Source organism: Corynebacterium nuruki S6-4 (assembly GCF_007970465.1).
In the GTDB taxonomy this organism is placed as follows: domain Bacteria; phylum Actinomycetota; class Actinomycetes; order Mycobacteriales; family Mycobacteriaceae; genus Corynebacterium; species Corynebacterium nuruki.
This window is the reverse complement of sequence record NZ_CP042429.1, coordinates 2,578,206-2,593,559: the sequence shown is the minus strand read 5'-3', so window position 1 is coordinate 2,593,559 and position 15,354 is coordinate 2,578,206. Positions and strand designations below refer to the sequence as shown.

The window sequence follows — 15,354 nt, the reverse complement described above, 5'->3', positions numbered from 1 at the left end:
CGTGGGTGTGTCCCGGTCGTCCGGTTTTCCGGACGCCGGGTCGGCTCGTCGCATGGTGGGTGGGGACAGGGGCGGTGGGTGGGGTCCCGCCGGGGGCGACCTGGTTCAGGCCGCCTGTGCCGGCCCGCCGGGATCGGTTCCGGTGGCACACCCGGCGACCAGCGGGCCCGACGCCACGGTCGTGGCGGTGACCCCGGCAGGGCCGGCCCAGTGCAGGGTGATCCCGTCGTCGGGAGTGTGGACTTTCCAGATTTTCCTGGTCTTCAACTGGTGGTGGGTCCGGCACAGGCATGCGCAGTTGCGGATGCTCGTCGGCCCGTCACTGTCCGGGTCGGTGAACGGTGAGTTGATGATGTGGTCGAGTTCGCACCGGTCGGCCGGCACCGTGCAGCCGGGGAACCGGCAGCGGGCGTCCCGGCCGACCGCTGTGGCCCGGTGCAGGGTGGTGAACCGGTAGCAGCCGGTGTCGGTGAGATCCTCGATGTCGGGGAGGTCGCGGACCAGGTCGGCGACCTCGATCAGGGTGGCGGTGGTGGCCGGGGAGACCCAGCCGGTGCCGATGACGAACCCTGGCCCACAGGCGGGGCCGGTCGGACCGGGCTGCGGGGCAGTACCCGGAGTCTCCGGACCCGTCCCCGGGCCGGCCGGGCCGGCGGCGGAAGCGTCACCGGCAGGGCCGGTGGGGCCGGTGTCTCCACCGTCGGGGCCACCGTTGCCGCCGGGTCCGTCGGGGTCGTCGGTTCTCGGTGTGTAGACGTTGACGACGACCTTCAACTGGTCACGGTGACCACCCAGAATCTTCAGCATCGCCTCACCCCTACACCGGATCATCCCCGGCGCCGGCAACGGATCCGCCAACGTCGCCACCGGCTCCTCCTCCGGAACGCCGACACCGTCGCCGGAGTCGGGGTCGGCGGGGTTGCCGGCCGGGTTGATGATGCCGTCGACGATCCGACGGGCCGCCACCAACTCCGCCGACTCCTCCGACTCAGCCGACTCCGGCCCAGTTTCTCCGGCCGCACGCGCCTGCTGCGCCCGGAGGGTCTCCTGCTCAACCAGGAGCTCCTTACGCACCTCCAGCGCCGCGGCGGACAACGGTTCCCACAGCCCGTCGGCGACCGACCGGTCCCCGCACTCCAGAGTGAACCGGGTACCCCGCCGCGTCAGCCCCACCGTCTTTCGCTCAGTCTCCTCGGTGTCGGCCACCGGCACCGGCGCGACGTCGGCGAGGATCCCGTCGGTGGCATCACCGAGGGCGGGCACCGACCACACCGTCCCGTCCGGGGTGATCTGCATACCGAGCCGGGTGGCGACCGCCTCATCGACGGTGGCGGGCAACTGGTCTCCGGCGGCGGCGAGAGCGCGGGCGTGCCGGTTGATGCGGGTCCAGATGACCTCGAGGTGTTCGACACTGTAGCGGGAGTCGGCGCGCATACGGTCGAACAGGGCCGGCATCCGCACCGCCAGATCCGCGGCGTGGGCGTAGCACACCGCTTCGCGGTGCCCGCGGCGTCGGACGGCCTGGGCCGCCGACAGGCGGGCGTCGGCGCCAACGGTGGTGAGGAAGGCGACGAGAGTGAGTTCGGCGGTGTTCACCGGCCCGGCCAACCTCTGCGACAGACTGTTGTAGGTCTCGCCGCTGGTCGGTTCGGTACCGTGCGGGATATGCCGACCACCGCGGGGATGGTCCCCGCCGTCGGGCCGATTGGTCCTGCCGTGCTTGTTGCCGTGGTCGTCGTCGGTGGGTGGTGTGGTGGTCATGGTCCCCTCCCGGTGGTCCCCGCCTGACCTCTCCTGATGTGCTCTACGTCACACAGTACCCCACCCACCGGACAGAGTCAACCACCTGTTCGAAATAATCTCAAACATCTGATCGGTCAGTCTTCCACCCGGATCCCGAGATGCGACGCAAAGACGGTCGCCAGCAGCGCCGTCTGCATCGCCGACATCGTCGTCCCCACCAGACCGTCGACACTGCGCAGACCCCCGATCTCCAACCCCCGCAGATCGACGTTCCGGTTCCGGGCACCGGACATGTCCACGGCATCCGCCCGACAGCCCTCGAACGCCACCCGGTCCGACCGCGCGCCGCCCAGATCCAGGTCACCGATGTGACAGTCCCGGAACAGGACATCGGTCAGCGTGCTGCCGCGCAGGTTGAGGAAGTCGATACGGCACCCCTCGACAATGAGCCCGCGGACAACCCCGTCGAACATCTCCGCGGCACCGAGCCGCGAGTCGCGGATCACGACATCCTGCAGGCTCATGCGGGACGCCGCCAGTGACGGCGCCGTCACCGCCACCAGCATCGTGTCCGTGAGCCGGGCACCGGTGAGAACCGCACCGTGCGCGGTCAGCCGCTCCAGCCGGCAGTCCGTGAGACTGATGCCCGAGAGGTCCCGGGAGATGTCCCCGTCCACGACACGGAGAAGCTCGTAATCCTCCCGGGGACCGAGATCCAGCGGATCGGTCTCCTCGAGACGGCCCGTCCCGGAGGTCGCGAGGCGGGTGACGTCCGGGGCGACGACAGGTGGCTGTCTGACCGGCACGGGGCGTCCTACCGCACGTGCAGCTGGACGGCGTCCGCGGCCTGCGTCGCGCGTTCCCGGGCGATGTCGGTGTTCTCCGCCGTGGAGAACGCCACCCCCATGCGCCGCCGCTCGTGGCTCTCGGGCTTACCGAAGATCCGCACATCGGTCTCGGGCACGGCGAGTGCCTCCGCCAGACCGGTGTAGGTCGGGTCATCGCCCTCGACCCCGCCGTAGACGACCGCCGAGGCGCCGGGGGAGATGAGGGTCGTGTCGATCGGCAGGCCGAGGATCGCGCGGGCGTGCAGGTCGAACTCGCTGAAACGCTGGGATCCCATCGTCACCATGCCGGTGTCGTGCGGCCGGGGGCTGACCTCGGAGAAGTAGACGTCGTTGCCCTTGATGAACAGCTCCACCCCGAACACCCCGCGGCCGCCGAGGGCACCGGTGATGCGGGCGGCGACCGACCGTGCCGCCTCCAGGGCCTCGGTGGTCATCTGGGCGGGCTGCCACGACTCGACGTAGTCGCCGCGCTCCTGACGGTGCCCGATCGGCTCGCAGAACCACGTCGCCGGCTCGCCGGTGGCGGGATCGACGGAACGGATGGTGAGCAGGGTGATCTCGTAGTCGAAGGGGACGAACTGCTCGATGATCACGCGCTGGGAGTGGACCCGTCCGCCGCTCATCGCGTAGTCCCACGCCGGGGCGATGTCCTCGGTGGTCCGGATGTAGGACTGGCCCTTGCCGGACGAACTCATCACCGGCTTGACCACGCACGGCAGGCCGATCTGCTGCACGCCGTCCTGGAACTCCTCGAAGCTGGAGGCGAACACGTGGCGCGAGTTGGGCAGGCCCAGCTCCTGGTCGGCGAGCGTACGGATCCCCTCACGGTTCATCGTCAGGCGGGTCGTCCGGGCCGTCGGGATGACCGTGGCGAGACCGTCGTCCTCGATCTCCTGCAGGGCATCGGTCGCCAGTGCCTCGATCTCGGGGACGACGAAGTCGGGACGGACCAGCTCGGTGAGGTCACGGACCGCCTGCGGGTCCGTCATGTCGATCGTGTAGTGGTGGTCCGCCACCCGCTGTGCCGGGGCCCCCTCGTACCGGTCCACGGCATGGACCTCCACGCCGAGGCGCTGCAGGGCGATCGTCACCTCCCTGCCGAGTTCACCTGATCCGAGCAGGAGGACTTTCGTGGCATTGGGGCTGTTCGGGGTGCCGATGGCGTCCGGGGTGTACATGCCATGAAACGCTACCAGGGCACTTATCAGAGTCCTAGGTTGGTGCGCAGTGTCCCGGGGCGGACGCCCCCGTCGGCGTCCAGCGGTACCTCGGGGACCACCCCCGTGGCGCGCAGTTCCGGCACGACCTCCGTCGCGAAGAAGCGGATGTCGTCGGGCACCAGGGTCGGCAGCACGATGAAGCCGTCGATACCGCTCTCCTCGACGATCTCCGCCATCTGACCGGCGATGTCCGCCGGTCGGCCGCTGAGGTGGAAGCTGTTGTCCGGGTGCGGCGAGGTCCCGACCGTGAGCCCCGGCATGAGCCGGGCCGACCCCGCGCTGCGGTGATGGTCGGCCAGGTGCCCCCGCAGCGTGCTGTTCACCTCCGTCGCCTCCTCCACACTGGCGACGGACGTGAAGACGACATCGGCGTCCCGCGCAGCGAGCCGCAGGAAGCCGTCGGACCGCCCCGCCATCACCGTCAGCGGGTGGTACTGCGGGGACGGGGCGATGTTCAGCGGCCCCTCGACCTCGAAGTGCGTACCGCGGTGGCAGACCGGGTGCACGCTGTCGGGTCTGGTCCACAGGCCGGCGGCGGGGTCGGCGAGGACGGCGTCCCGGTCCCACGAGCGCCACAGCTTCTGGACGAGCGGCACGAACTCCATGTACCGCTCGCGGGCCTGCAGCGGGGAGAAGTCACCGCGGTGCGCGAAATTCGGGAGCTCCGGGTCCGCGTAGGAGGCTTTCGCGTTCCAGCCCACACGTCCCCCGGACAGGTGGTCGAGGCTCAGCAGCTCCCGGGCCACGGTGTACGGCTCCGACCAGGTCGTGGACACCGTCGGCACCAGGCCGATACGCCGGGTGCCTGCGGCGAGATACGCCATGGCCGTCACGGGTTCGAACATGCTCTCCACCGCGGACGGGTCGAACGGCGCGCCGAAGGTCGCGCTGCGGTCCGGGAGATAGAGGAAATCCAGTCCCGCCCGGTCACACAGTTGCGCGAGCTCCAGATGGAAGGCCGGGTCCATGATGCGCTGCGCGAACTCCGCCGAAGCACCCTCGCCGGACCACAGTTGACGGTGCTGCCACGGGCTGGTGGGAAGGATACCGAGATACATGTTTCCGAGCTTAACCTGTTCAGTCGGTGAGGAACCCCTGTTCCGTCAACCAGTCCTTCGCCACAGTGACCGGTTCCTCGCCGTCGACGTCGATACGGGCGTTGAGGTCGATCATGGTCGGGTCATCCAGCTTCGCCACGACCGGGGCGAACAGGTCCGCGAGTCCGGGGTGGGCGTCCAGCAGGTCCTGCCGGACCACGCCGGAGAGGTTGTACTTCGGGAAAAACGGCAGGTCATCGTCCATCACCGTCAGATCCAGCGCCTTGATCCGGCCGTCCGTGGTGAAAACCTCACCGAAGTTGCAGTCACCGTCCGCCGTCGCCTGGTAGACCGCCCCGGTGTCCATGACCGACTTCTTCACCTCGTCGGGCGAGATGCCGTAGGCCTCGAGCATCGGCTCGAAACCGTCGTTACGGCTCGCGAACTCGGACTCCACGCAGAATGTCAGCTCGGACGCCGGCAGCTTCGCCACATCCGACAACGAGTGCACCCCGAGCCGTTGCGCGGTCGCATCCGTCGCGGCGAACCCGTAGGTGTTGTTCATCGCCCCGGGCGGCAGCCACTCCAGCCCGTTCTTCCGGTCACCGTCCCGCACCGCGCGGTACAGCTCGCCGGGGTCGAGGATCGGATCGTCGTGGCCGAGGTAGTTGATCCACCCGTTGCCCGTGTACTCCCACTGGAAATCGATGTCCCCGTCGAGCTGGGCCTGCCGGGAGGTCGCCGCACCCGGGACATTCGTCATGTCCTTTACGGACGCCCCCGCGGACTTCAGCAGGATCGTCGCCATCTTCCCCAGCAGGATCTGCTCGGTGAAGTTCTTCGACCCGACCGAGACCGACGCACCGTGCAGGTCGACATCCTTGACGGGCCCGCCGAGCGTCCCCGACGGAGTGTAGCCGCCGGCGCTTCCGAGACCGCAGGACGCCAGGACGAGTGAACATGCGGCGGTGACAGCCACCAGGGTCTTTCGTAGGACGGTCATGCCGCTCCTTCCGGGGTCAGGACCGATTCCAGGACCCGCCCCACCCACTCGACGACGAGAGCGAGGAGTGCGACGAGGATCGCGCCGGACACCAGCACGCTGAAGCGGTAGAGGGTGATGCCGGTCTGGATGAGGGTGCCGAGACCGCCGGCGTCGATGAACGTGGCGAAGGCACCTGCCCCGACGAGCAGAACCAGTGCGGTCCGCGCGCCCGTCATGATCACGGGCATCGCCAACGGCAGTTCGACACGGGTCAGCACCTGCCGGGGCGACATTCCCATCCCCCGGGCGGACTCGACCAGGGTGGGATCCACGGCTTTCAGACCGGTGACCGTGTTGGACAGCACCGGCAGGAAACCGTAGATCGTCAACGACAGCACCGCGGTGCCGGTTCCGAAACCGAGCCAGATGGCCAGCAGCACGACGACGCCGACAACCGGCGCGGACTGCCCGATATTGCCGAGCAGCGTGGCCACCGGGGACAGGAACGCGGTGCGACGGCGGGTCAGCAGGACGCCGACGGGAACAGCCGTCACCATCACCAGCACCGCGGAATACACGACCAACTTGAGGTGCTCCCACGTCAACGAGCCGACATTCGACCAGTCCAGGAGCCGTGCCTCGACGTCGCCGAGATCAGCCGTCTGTCGCCACACGACCCAGCCCGCGAAGACGACGAGGACGAGGACGGGGATCCCGATGAGCAGGATCCGGTCCTCCCGGGAGAGATTCTTCACGACGGCTCCTCCTCGCGACCGTTGACGTCACGGATCCTCGCGGTGACGTCGTCGTAGAGGATCACGCCGGTGTACCGGCCCCGTTCAGTGACGATCGCACCACCGTGACTGGAGACGAGCATCGAATCGAGTGCGTCGTTCAGGGTCGCCCGGTGGTCCACCGTGGTCTGCAGCTCGATGGTCGGCTCGGGGACCGTCGTCTCGCCCTCGAGGGAACGGGCCCAGACCCAGTCCCGGGGCCGGCCCCGGTCGTCGAGGATGATGACCGACTTCTCCCCGGCGGACCGGGTGCGTGCGACCACGGTGGCGGTGTCCTCCCCGACGACGGCGGTGGGCCGCTCCACCGTTCCGACGTCCGCGACCCGCAACAGCGACAACTGCTTGAGTTTGGAGCCGGAGCCGACGAAGTCGGCGACGTAGTCGCTCGCGGGGTTGCCCAGCACCGCCTCGGGGACGTCGTACTGGGCGATCCGCGCCTGCTCCCCGAGGACGAGGATACGGTCGCCGAGCTTGACCGCCTCATCGATGTCGTGGGTGACGATGACGATTGTCTTGTGGAGCTCCTCCTGGAGGCTCAGCAGTTCGTCCTGCAGCCGTTGCCGGGTGATCGGGTCGACCGCACCGAACGGTTCGTCCATGAGGATCACCGGCGGGTCGGCCGCCAGGCCGCGGGCCACACCGACGCGCTGCTGCTGACCGCCGGACAACTCGCGGGGATACCGGTCGCGGTACACCTCCGGATCCAGTCCGACCATGTCGAGCAGTTCATCCACCCGTTCGGCGATCCGCTTCTTCGGCCACTTCAGGAGCCCCGGGACCAGGCCGACGTTGTCCTTCACCGACAGGTGGGGCAGCAGGCCGCCACCCTGGATGACATAGCCGATGGTGCGGCGCAGCTCGGTGGGGTTGCGGGAGGTCACGTCCTCGCCGTCGATGAAGATGTTCCCCGACGTCGGTTCGATCAGCCGGTTGATCATCTTCAGGGTGGTGGTCTTCCCGCAGCCCGAGGGACCGACGAACATGACGATCTCCCCGGCGGGGATCGTCAGGCTGACGCCTTCGACCGCCGGATCCTGCTGGCCCGGGTACGTCTTGACGACGTCGACGAGCCGGATCTCGGCGCCCGTGGCGATCTGTTCTGCTGTCGTCATGCGCGGATACCTTTCGAGGTCGTCAGCCGGCCCAGCAGGGCGAGCACGGCGTCCAGGATGAGCGCCAGGACGACGACCGCGAAGGTCCCGACCAGGGCGTAGTTCAGGGCGTTGGCGTTACCGATCTGGCTCAGCCCGGTGAAGATGTAGCTGCCGAGCCCGGGGCCGAGGGCGTAGGCCGCGATCGCGGCGACGCCCATCGACATCTGGGCGGAGACCCGGACTCCGGTCAGGATCACCGGCCAGGCCAGCGGGAGCCTGACCCGGAAGAACACCGCGACCGTGCTCATCCCCTGGCCCCGGGCGGCCTCCACCAGTTCGGGCGACACACTGTCGAGCCCGACCACGGCGTTACGCAGGATCGGCAGGACCGCGTAGAAGACGACGATGATGACCGACGGCAGAGTGCCGATACCGACGATCGGGATCATGAGGCCGAGCAGGGCCAGCCCTGGGATCGTCAGCCCGACCGCCGACAACGCGTTGGCGACCGGGGTGAGCGGACGCCACGTTGTGACGAGGACGGCGAGCGCCAGGGCGATCACGGTGGCGAGGATGACGGCCTGGATGACCAGGCTCGTGTGCTGGTAGCTACGGAACAGGATGTCCTGCCACCGCGAATCGATGAATTCGGTCACTGGTCTGCGATGTCTCCGTGGTAGTCGACCAGCGGACGCGGCGTGTCGATGACAGAGTATTCACTCGCGTCGCCGGACAGAATGCGGGATCGTTCCCCGCCCACGCTAACGGGAACCGGGCCCGCGAGTGTGACTCTGTGGTTCTTCCGCGTCTGACCACCGAAATCGGCGACGCCGTAATGCTGGGTCGCGAGGTTGTCCCAGATTGCGACGTCGCCCGCCGACCAGTGCCAGCGGAGGGTGTTGTCCGGCCTGAGGATCCGGTTCTGGAAGATCCGGACGAGATCCGTCGATTCCTCAGGGCGCAGTCCCGAGATGTGGGACAGGAACTGGCCGAGCAGCAGCGACCGTTCCCCGGTCTCGGGGTGGACGTGGACGAGCGGGTGCTCGGTCTCGAACCGGACCTTCGTGAACTCGGCGTAGGACAGGCCGCTGGAGTCGACGGCGTCCCGGTCCTTCGCCGCGGCGTAGTCGTAGTCGTTGGTGTGCACGGCCCAGAGCCTGTCGGCGAGGTCGCGCAACGGCTCCGGCAGCCGTCGGTAGGCGGCGACCGTGTTCGCCCATTCGGTCGCTCCGCCGTAGGCCGGCAGCTGGACGCCGCGCAGGACCGAGATCTTCGGGATCCGGTCCACGAAGGAGACGTCGGTGTGCCAGGCGTTCGCCGCACCCTCGAGGACGAGGTTGTCGCGGCCGTGGCTGACGACGGTGGGGTGGGCGAGGGTCGGGGTGCCGAGAAGTGCGGCGAAGGCGTACTGGGATTCGTCGGTGAGGTGGTCCTGACCGGGAATGATGAGCACCTTGTGGGTCGCCAGTTGTGTCCGCAGCCACTCGACGGTCGCAGGGTCGAGGTCACCGTCGAGCCGGATGCCGTCGATCCGGGCGCCGATGCTGTGGGTCAGGCGGGTGACGGTCGCGGTGCGCGGTGCGGTGACCAGGGTGGATGTCATGGTGTGGTCCTTTCGACGTCGGGACGCCAGACGGTGGCCGATATAGACCACTCTGTCTGTCGGTGGCCCCGACTATGGCACCCTCCCGATGATGCGGCGCCCCTTCCATTCACCGTGACATGAATCACCCGCACTCAACTTTGGCGGGCGGGAATAGAACCCGCACCCCCATAGTTGAGTCTGGTGTAAGCTAGTTCGGGCAACACCGACAACACCCCGATCCCTGGAGGTACACACCATGGCCACGTTCCGTTTCGACCCCTTCTCCCAGCTGGACCACGTCGCCCGCGAGCTGTTCGCCGACACCCCGGCGAACTCCCGGACCCCGCGGTTCATGCCGATGGACCTGGTGAAGAAGGGTGAGTCCTACGAACTCACCACCGATCTGCCGGGTGTCGACCCGAAGAGCATCGACGTCGACATCGACAACGGCGTCCTCACCATCTCCGCCGAGCGCACCACCACCCCGGAGCACACCGAGGGCGAGACCGACGGGGTCAAGTGGATCGCCAACGAACGCTTCACCGGCTCCTACCGCCGTCAGGTCACCGTGGGCGACACGGTCGACACCGAGGCGATCTCGGCGGACTACCGCAACGGCGTGCTCACCGTGACCCTGCCCTTCGCCGAGAAGGCGAAGAGCCGCAAGGTCACCGTCAACCACGCCGAGTCCATCGAGGCGGCGTCCGACGAGGGCACGGCCGACGAGGCAATCGAGAAGTAACTAGAGCACGACCGAGGTCGTACTCACGGCCCGGGCGACGGGAGCACTGTGGCAGGTCCACAGCACCGCCGGCCGGGCCGTCGGCATGTCGAGGGCCCGGTGGTACTCCCCCGCCGCGTACTCCCGCATCACCCGGGCCAGCCAGGTGTGCCCCGGCGCGTCCAGCCCGACCGTCGGCTCGTCGAGCATGAGCAGTTCCGGGGCGCGGACCAGCGCCGCCGCCACCGCCACCATCCGGCGCGGTGAACTCGGCACGTCGAGCGGGTGGACGTCGGCCCACCGCTGCAGCCCCACCCACTCCAGCGCCGCGTCCGCATGGTCGCGGTCGGTGCCGACGGCGAGCTCCCGGCGGACGGTGCGCTTCGAGAACGCGGCGTCCATCCCCGTCGGCGCCCACCCCGGGGTCGGCGCGGTCGGCGCGACCAGCCGGCCGGTGTACGGCACCAGCCCCAGGACCGCCAGCATCACCGAGGTCTTCCCGGAACCGTTGGGCCCCGCCAGATGCGTGACCTCCCCGGCACGCGCCACGAGCCGCGCGGCCACGCTGAACCGGCCGCGGGTGACCGTCATGTCGCAGTCCAGCACCGCTTTCCCGGACGCCGCACCCGGTGCCGCGGCGGGCAGTTCCGGCACCGGAGCCGCGGCGGGGACGAGCTGCCCGTCGACGAGCCGCAGTTCCTCACGGGCACCGTCGGCCAGCGGGGTGCGCAGCCGGTCGTAGACGGTCACCGGACCGTCGAACCGGTCGAGTGTGGCCTGCACCGTGTCCACCGCCGGGGCGTCCAGACCGTCGAGGGGACAGTCGAGAACGAGAGCACCCGGGTCACGCAGCAGCGCGGCGGCGACCGCGACCCGGCGCGTCTGCCCGGTGGAGAGCCGGGACGGATCCCGGTCCGCCAGGTCCGTCAGCCCCCAGGTCCGCTCGGCAGCGTCGATCCGCCGCGCCATCTCCGGGGCGGGGACGCCCTGCTGCTCCATCCCGAAGGCCAGTTCCTCCCGTACCGTCGACCGCAGCAGGGACAGGTGCGCCGAGGCATCGTTACCGACCCAGGCCGCACCGGTCTCCCCGGCAGTCCACCAGGCGTGGTCCGACAGGCCGGAGCCGGAATCCCCCCAGATGAAGCGCTCGATCATGCATCGACAGTACCAGTGGCGGCTGTGCCGGCTGTGCCGGCTGTGGCACCTGCCGCGATATCCGCCACGCCCAGGTCGTCGACCAACGCCACGATCTGCGCCGCGGACCCGGCGGCGCGCAGCGACTCCCGGAAGTCCTCCTTCATCAGTGCCCGGGCGAGCTTCGCCAGGATCTTCAGGTGCTGCTTCCCGGCGTCCTCCGGGACGGCGATGAGGAAGACGAGGTCCACCGGGGCCCCGTCCGGGGCGTCCCAGTCCACCGGGTCGGCGAGCCGGGCGAAGGCCAGGGTGGGGACCGTGACATCGGCGGTCCGCGCGTGCGGGATCGCCACCCCGTGGCCGACCGCCGTGGTGGACTTCTCCTCCCGGGCCAGCGCCGCAGCCACCACCCCCGGTGCCGCGAGACGTCCGGCGTCCGCTGCCGCGCCCGCCAGCGCACGGACCGCGGCGTCCCGGTCGGCGACGGTGGTGCCGAGCAGGACCGTGCCGGTGTCGATGAGGTCGGTCGGGGGTTCGGCGCTGGCCGGGGTCCCGGTCGTCACCGCCATGAGCAGCAGGGAGACCACCGAGGTCACCGCGACACCGGCCACCAGGGCGAGGAAGAACCAGCCGATCCCCTCCACCGCGCCGAGCACCGCGACGATCGGGCCGCCGTGCATGACGTTGTCCTCCACCCCGGTCAGGCCCGCCAACGCACCGGCCACCGCACCACCGACGACGTTCGCCGGGATGATCTGGACCGGCCGCGCCACCGCCAGCGGGATCGCCCCCTCCGAGATGCCGAAGAAGCCCATGAACAGGCCCGCGATACCGGCGTCCCGCTCCGACTTGTTGAACCGCCGGCGGGCCAGCAGTGTCGTCACCCCGGCGGCGATCGGCGGGACCGCGATGGCGGCGGCCGCCATACCCATCGGGGCGGCGTTGCCGGTGGCGATCAGACCACCGGAGAACAGGAAGGCCGTCTTGTTCAGCGGACCGCCCATGTCGAAGGCGATCATCGCGCCGATGATCGCCCCGAGCAGCAGCACCGAGGACCCCTGCAGTCCCTCGAGCCACCGGGTCATCGCGTCGAAGAGGTCCGCGATGGGATGGCCGAGCAGGTAGATGAACAGCAGTCCGACGATGAGGGTCGTCCCCACCGGGATGACGATGATCGGCCAGATCGGCTGGATGTACTTGTGCACCGGGATCTTCCGGATCGCCAGGGCAACATAGCCGGACAGGATGCCGGTGACGATACCGCCGAGGAAGCCGGCGTTCGCTTCCGAGTTGTAGAGCTCGCCAGTGACGGCCACCAGGCCGGTGATGAACCCGGGCGCCAGGCCCGGGCGGTCCGCGATGGCCATGGCGATGTAGCCGGACAGTACCGGCACCATCAGGGAAAAGGCGAGTGTGCCGAGCTGGTTGAGGTCGTCCCAGAAGCTGCCCTCCGGGATCGCGAGCCCCTCCGGGGTCGGTTCACCGCCGATCGACAGGGCGACGGCGATGAGGAGACCGCCGGTGACGACGAAGGGGATCATGTGCGAGACGCCGTTCATCAGCGCCTTGTACAGGTCGTCGCCGAGGCGGCGCAGGAACGGCCGGTCGGCGTCCTGCGAGGTGTCGCCGGACGCGGTCGCACCGGCTGCGGAGTCTGCGGCGTCGGCGGCCGTGGCGACCGGGGCCTCCAGCGCCGACCGCAGCAGTTCCACCGGTTTCCGGATGCCCTCGTCGACGCCGGTGGAGACCAGCCGTTTCCCGGCGAAGCGGGTGGTGTCGACGGTGGTGTCCGCCGCGATGACGACGGCCGCGGCATCCCGGATCTCCGCGTCGGTGAAGGCGTGCTCCACCCCGATGGAGCCGTGGGTCTCCACGCGGACGCGGACCCCGGCCTCCTGCGCGGCGGCCTCCAGGTTCTCGGCGGCCATGTAGGTGTGGGCGATGCCGGTGGGGCAGGCGGTGATCGCCAGGACCAGCGGCGGTTTCTCCTGTGGTGTCTCCGGTGAAGTCATGGGGCCGAGAGTACGGAGCCGACGCCTGCGGCGCCGCCCCCTCGACGACCCCCGACGTCGCTACTCGAAGCGCAGTTCCTTCGGCACGGACTTCAGCGCGGTGGAGACCGGGCAGGTGTCCTTGGCCCAGCGGGCCTTCTCCCGGAACTCGTCGGCGGTGAGGCCGGGGACGTCACCGTGAATGGTCAACGTGATCTGCGTGATCCCGCCCTTGGCGAGGTCGAAGGTGACGGCGGCGCGGGCGTCCAGGGCGGTCGCCGGGTGGCCGTCCTCCGCCAGACCGTTGGCGAGCTGCATCGTGTAGCAGGAGGCCAGGGCGGCACCCAGCAGCTCCTCCGGGTTCGTCGTCCCGGCACCGGCTTCGGTACGGGCCTTCCAGTTCGTGTCGAAGGTCGCGACCTTCGAGGTCTCCAGGCTGGCAGAGCCGGACCCCTCGAACAGGGTGCCCTCCCAGTGGGCGGCGGCTTCGCTGACGGACGGCTTCGGCATGATGTCCTCCTCGGACGGTATCGGTGGTGGTGGTGCCCGCCAGGTTACGCGTCACAGCACGGCGGTGACCACGGCCGCGACGGCGACCAGGACCAGCAGCCACCGGCCCACGCGTTCGACCCGCCGGTCCGGCACCGCCACCAGGACGGTCCGCGGGCCCGGCTCACCGATGCCGGTGCGCTGCAACGGACGCGACCGGGTCGCCGCATCGTTGATGAGACCGACGATCAGCGGCAGCACCACCGACCCGCGGGACCGCCAGGTGGTCACGTCCACCCCGCGGGACGCCTGCACCTGCCGGATCGTCCGCCACCGCTGCTGCGCCATCGGCAGCAGCCGCACCACCGAGCCGGTCATGTAGACCAGCGGGGCAGGGATCCGCAGCTGCAGGGTGCGCATCAGGGCGTCCGCGTCGACGAACGAGGCGAGCACCAGACCTGCGCAGGTCATGGCCGCGAACCGCAGTCCCAGGTCCCCGGCGACCGCCAGACCGTCGGAGGTGACCGGGATCAGCGGGCGGGCGATCTCGTGGTCGCCGAAGGGGGCGTAGATCAGCACGTAGGAGACCAGGGCGGGCACCGACATGACGAGACCGGCGACCAGGGCGCGGCGGTGGCGGCGTCCGGCGAGGAGGCCGAGGACGACCGCACCGGCCAGGAAGACCGCGGAGACCCACGGACTGTGGAGCACCATGACGGTGACGATCGCGCAGCCGGCGGCGACCAGCGGGGTCAGCGGGTTCATGCGAAGGTGTCCACCGTCCGCCGTGGCAGGGACCGCACCACCACCCAGATGACGAGGAAGACGATGATCTTGTCGATCGGATCCGAGGTCCACGACTGCAGGAACACCGCCGTGGTCTGCGAGGCGCCGAGCCCCTCATAGGCACTGACCAGCAGACCCGTGCCGGTACCGGCGGTACCGCCGAAGATGAAGTTCGCGACCGGGGCGGAGACCAGGCCGGACAGGAAACCGAGCACGATCCCGGCGAGGACCACCTTCCACCAGGACGACAGCCACAGTTTCCGCAGCAGCCCGACCGCCAGGCCCATCATCGCGTAGCCGGCGGCGAAGCAGATGATCGTCGGGTTGAACGCGCCCCACACGATGCTCGACAGGCCACCGGTGGCCAGGCCCGCGGCCGGGCCGGCGAGGACGGCGACGAGCACCGTGCCGAAGGAGTCGAGGTAGAGCGGCAGCGGCAGGCCCATCGTGCCGACGACCTGGCCGATGACGATGTTGAGCACCAGGGCCACCGGGATCAGCGACAGGGTCCGCACCGGGAGGGTGGGGACCACGGCGACGAGCGACAGCAGCGTGGGGACGAGGAAGCCGATGAGGGCGACGGTGGTGGAGCGGGAGTCCGCCATCGAGGAGAAGTCCGAGTCCTGCGGCTGGCTGAGGACGAGCCAGAGCCAGGTGATGACGAACAGGACGACGCTGATGCTGACCAGCGTGAGGCGGACAGGGCGTGACAAGGGACGCACGGGGTTGGGCTTCCTGGGTATTCGGACGGGTGTGCCGCGGCGGCCCGTATGTCACCTCGGGGACGCCGCATGCGGTGTTGACGTGCTCATTGTGCCCAGTCGCGGGTCACCGGGGCAAGGCGACGGCGGCGGCGGCCTGCGCGAGGGCGTCCCGGTACTGGTTTCCGCTGTACACCGGCCACATGGTGACGAGAATACCGGCCGG

General features: G+C 69.5%; 15 protein-coding genes. 1 reads left to right on the top strand and 14 read right to left on the bottom strand.

All coding sequences use genetic code 11. The features are described 5' to 3' along the window. Positions 1-105: 105 nt before the first annotated feature. The 9 genes from FSW06_RS11565 to FSW06_RS11525 form a co-directional block, all read right to left on the bottom strand. Positions 106-1,761 carry an HNH endonuclease signature motif containing protein gene (locus FSW06_RS11565; RefSeq protein WP_010120327.1) on the bottom strand — a complete coding sequence of 552 codons (1,656 nt, stop codon included), beginning with the start codon at positions 1,759-1,761 and terminating at the stop codon, positions 106-108. 116 nt (positions 1,762-1,877) lie between these two features. Next, complete coding sequence (locus tag FSW06_RS11560) at positions 1,878-2,549, bottom strand: pentapeptide repeat-containing protein (RefSeq protein ID WP_010120328.1); 672 nt, start codon at positions 2,547-2,549, stop codon at positions 1,878-1,880. An 8-nt stretch (positions 2,550-2,557) separates the two neighbouring features. Then, positions 2,558-3,769 (bottom strand): formate-dependent phosphoribosylglycinamide formyltransferase, encoded by a 1,212-nt coding sequence (purT, locus tag FSW06_RS11555; protein WP_010120329.1) that lies wholly within the window; start codon positions 3,767-3,769, stop codon positions 2,558-2,560. Between the two features lie 26 nt (positions 3,770-3,795). Next, on the bottom strand, positions 3,796-4,869 hold the full coding sequence (locus tag FSW06_RS11550; protein ID WP_010120330.1) for an LLM class flavin-dependent oxidoreductase: 1,074 nt from the start codon (positions 4,867-4,869) through the stop codon (positions 3,796-3,798). A gap of 19 nt (positions 4,870-4,888) precedes the next feature. After that, positions 4,889-5,851, bottom strand: a complete 963-nt coding sequence (locus tag FSW06_RS11545) for a glycine betaine ABC transporter substrate-binding protein (protein ID WP_010120331.1) — start codon at positions 5,849-5,851, stop codon at positions 4,889-4,891. Then, a complete protein-coding gene (locus FSW06_RS11540) occupies positions 5,848-6,588 on the bottom strand; it encodes an ABC transporter permease (protein WP_010120333.1) in 741 nt (246 codons plus the stop codon). The genes FSW06_RS11545 and FSW06_RS11540 overlap by 4 nt, the downstream gene beginning before the upstream one ends. Beyond that, positions 6,585-7,739, bottom strand: coding sequence for an ABC transporter ATP-binding protein (locus FSW06_RS11535; protein WP_010120334.1), 1,155 nt, complete (start codon positions 7,737-7,739; stop codon positions 6,585-6,587). The genes FSW06_RS11540 and FSW06_RS11535 overlap by 4 nt, the downstream gene beginning before the upstream one ends. Further along, positions 7,736-8,377 carry an ABC transporter permease gene (locus FSW06_RS11530; RefSeq protein WP_010120336.1) on the bottom strand — a complete coding sequence of 214 codons (642 nt, stop codon included), beginning with the start codon at positions 8,375-8,377 and terminating at the stop codon, positions 7,736-7,738. Before FSW06_RS11530 ends, FSW06_RS11535 begins: the two co-directional genes overlap by 4 nt. Then, entirely contained in the window at positions 8,374-9,324 is a 951-nt protein-coding gene (locus FSW06_RS11525) for a TauD/TfdA dioxygenase family protein (RefSeq protein WP_010120338.1), read from the bottom strand. The genes FSW06_RS11530 and FSW06_RS11525 overlap by 4 nt, the downstream gene beginning before the upstream one ends. A 238-nt stretch (positions 9,325-9,562) precedes the next feature. Between FSW06_RS11525 and FSW06_RS11520 the strand changes: the two genes are divergently transcribed. After that, positions 9,563-10,048: an Hsp20/alpha crystallin family protein gene (locus FSW06_RS11520; protein ID WP_010120339.1), complete on the top strand. Its 486-nt coding sequence runs from the start codon at positions 9,563-9,565 to the stop codon at positions 10,046-10,048. On the opposite strand, the gene FSW06_RS11515 is transcribed toward FSW06_RS11520, so the two are convergent. The 5 genes from FSW06_RS11515 to FSW06_RS11495 are packed head-to-tail and all read right to left on the bottom strand — an operon-like array spanning position 10,049 to position 15,140. Further along, the gene (locus FSW06_RS11515; protein ID WP_010120341.1) at positions 10,049-11,182 is read right to left on the bottom strand and encodes an ATP-binding cassette domain-containing protein; all 1,134 of its coding nucleotides are present in this window, start codon (positions 11,180-11,182) and stop codon (positions 10,049-10,051) included. Then, on the bottom strand, positions 11,179-13,173 hold the full coding sequence (locus FSW06_RS11510) for a fructose-specific PTS transporter subunit EIIC (protein ID WP_010120343.1): 1,995 nt from the start codon (positions 13,171-13,173) through the stop codon (positions 11,179-11,181). The genes FSW06_RS11515 and FSW06_RS11510 overlap by 4 nt, the downstream gene beginning before the upstream one ends. A 60-nt stretch (positions 13,174-13,233) precedes the next feature. Then, positions 13,234-13,662, bottom strand: a complete 429-nt coding sequence (locus tag FSW06_RS11505) for an OsmC family peroxiredoxin (RefSeq protein ID WP_010120345.1) — start codon at positions 13,660-13,662, stop codon at positions 13,234-13,236. Between the two features lie 51 nt (positions 13,663-13,713). Beyond that, the gene (locus FSW06_RS11500) at positions 13,714-14,406 is read right to left on the bottom strand and encodes an energy-coupling factor transporter transmembrane component T (RefSeq protein WP_010120347.1); all 693 of its coding nucleotides are present in this window, start codon (positions 14,404-14,406) and stop codon (positions 13,714-13,716) included. After that, the gene (locus FSW06_RS11495) at positions 14,403-15,140 is read right to left on the bottom strand and encodes a hypothetical protein (RefSeq protein WP_010120348.1); all 738 of its coding nucleotides are present in this window, start codon (positions 15,138-15,140) and stop codon (positions 14,403-14,405) included. Before FSW06_RS11495 ends, FSW06_RS11500 begins: the two co-directional genes overlap by 4 nt. Positions 15,141-15,354 lie beyond the last annotated feature (214 nt).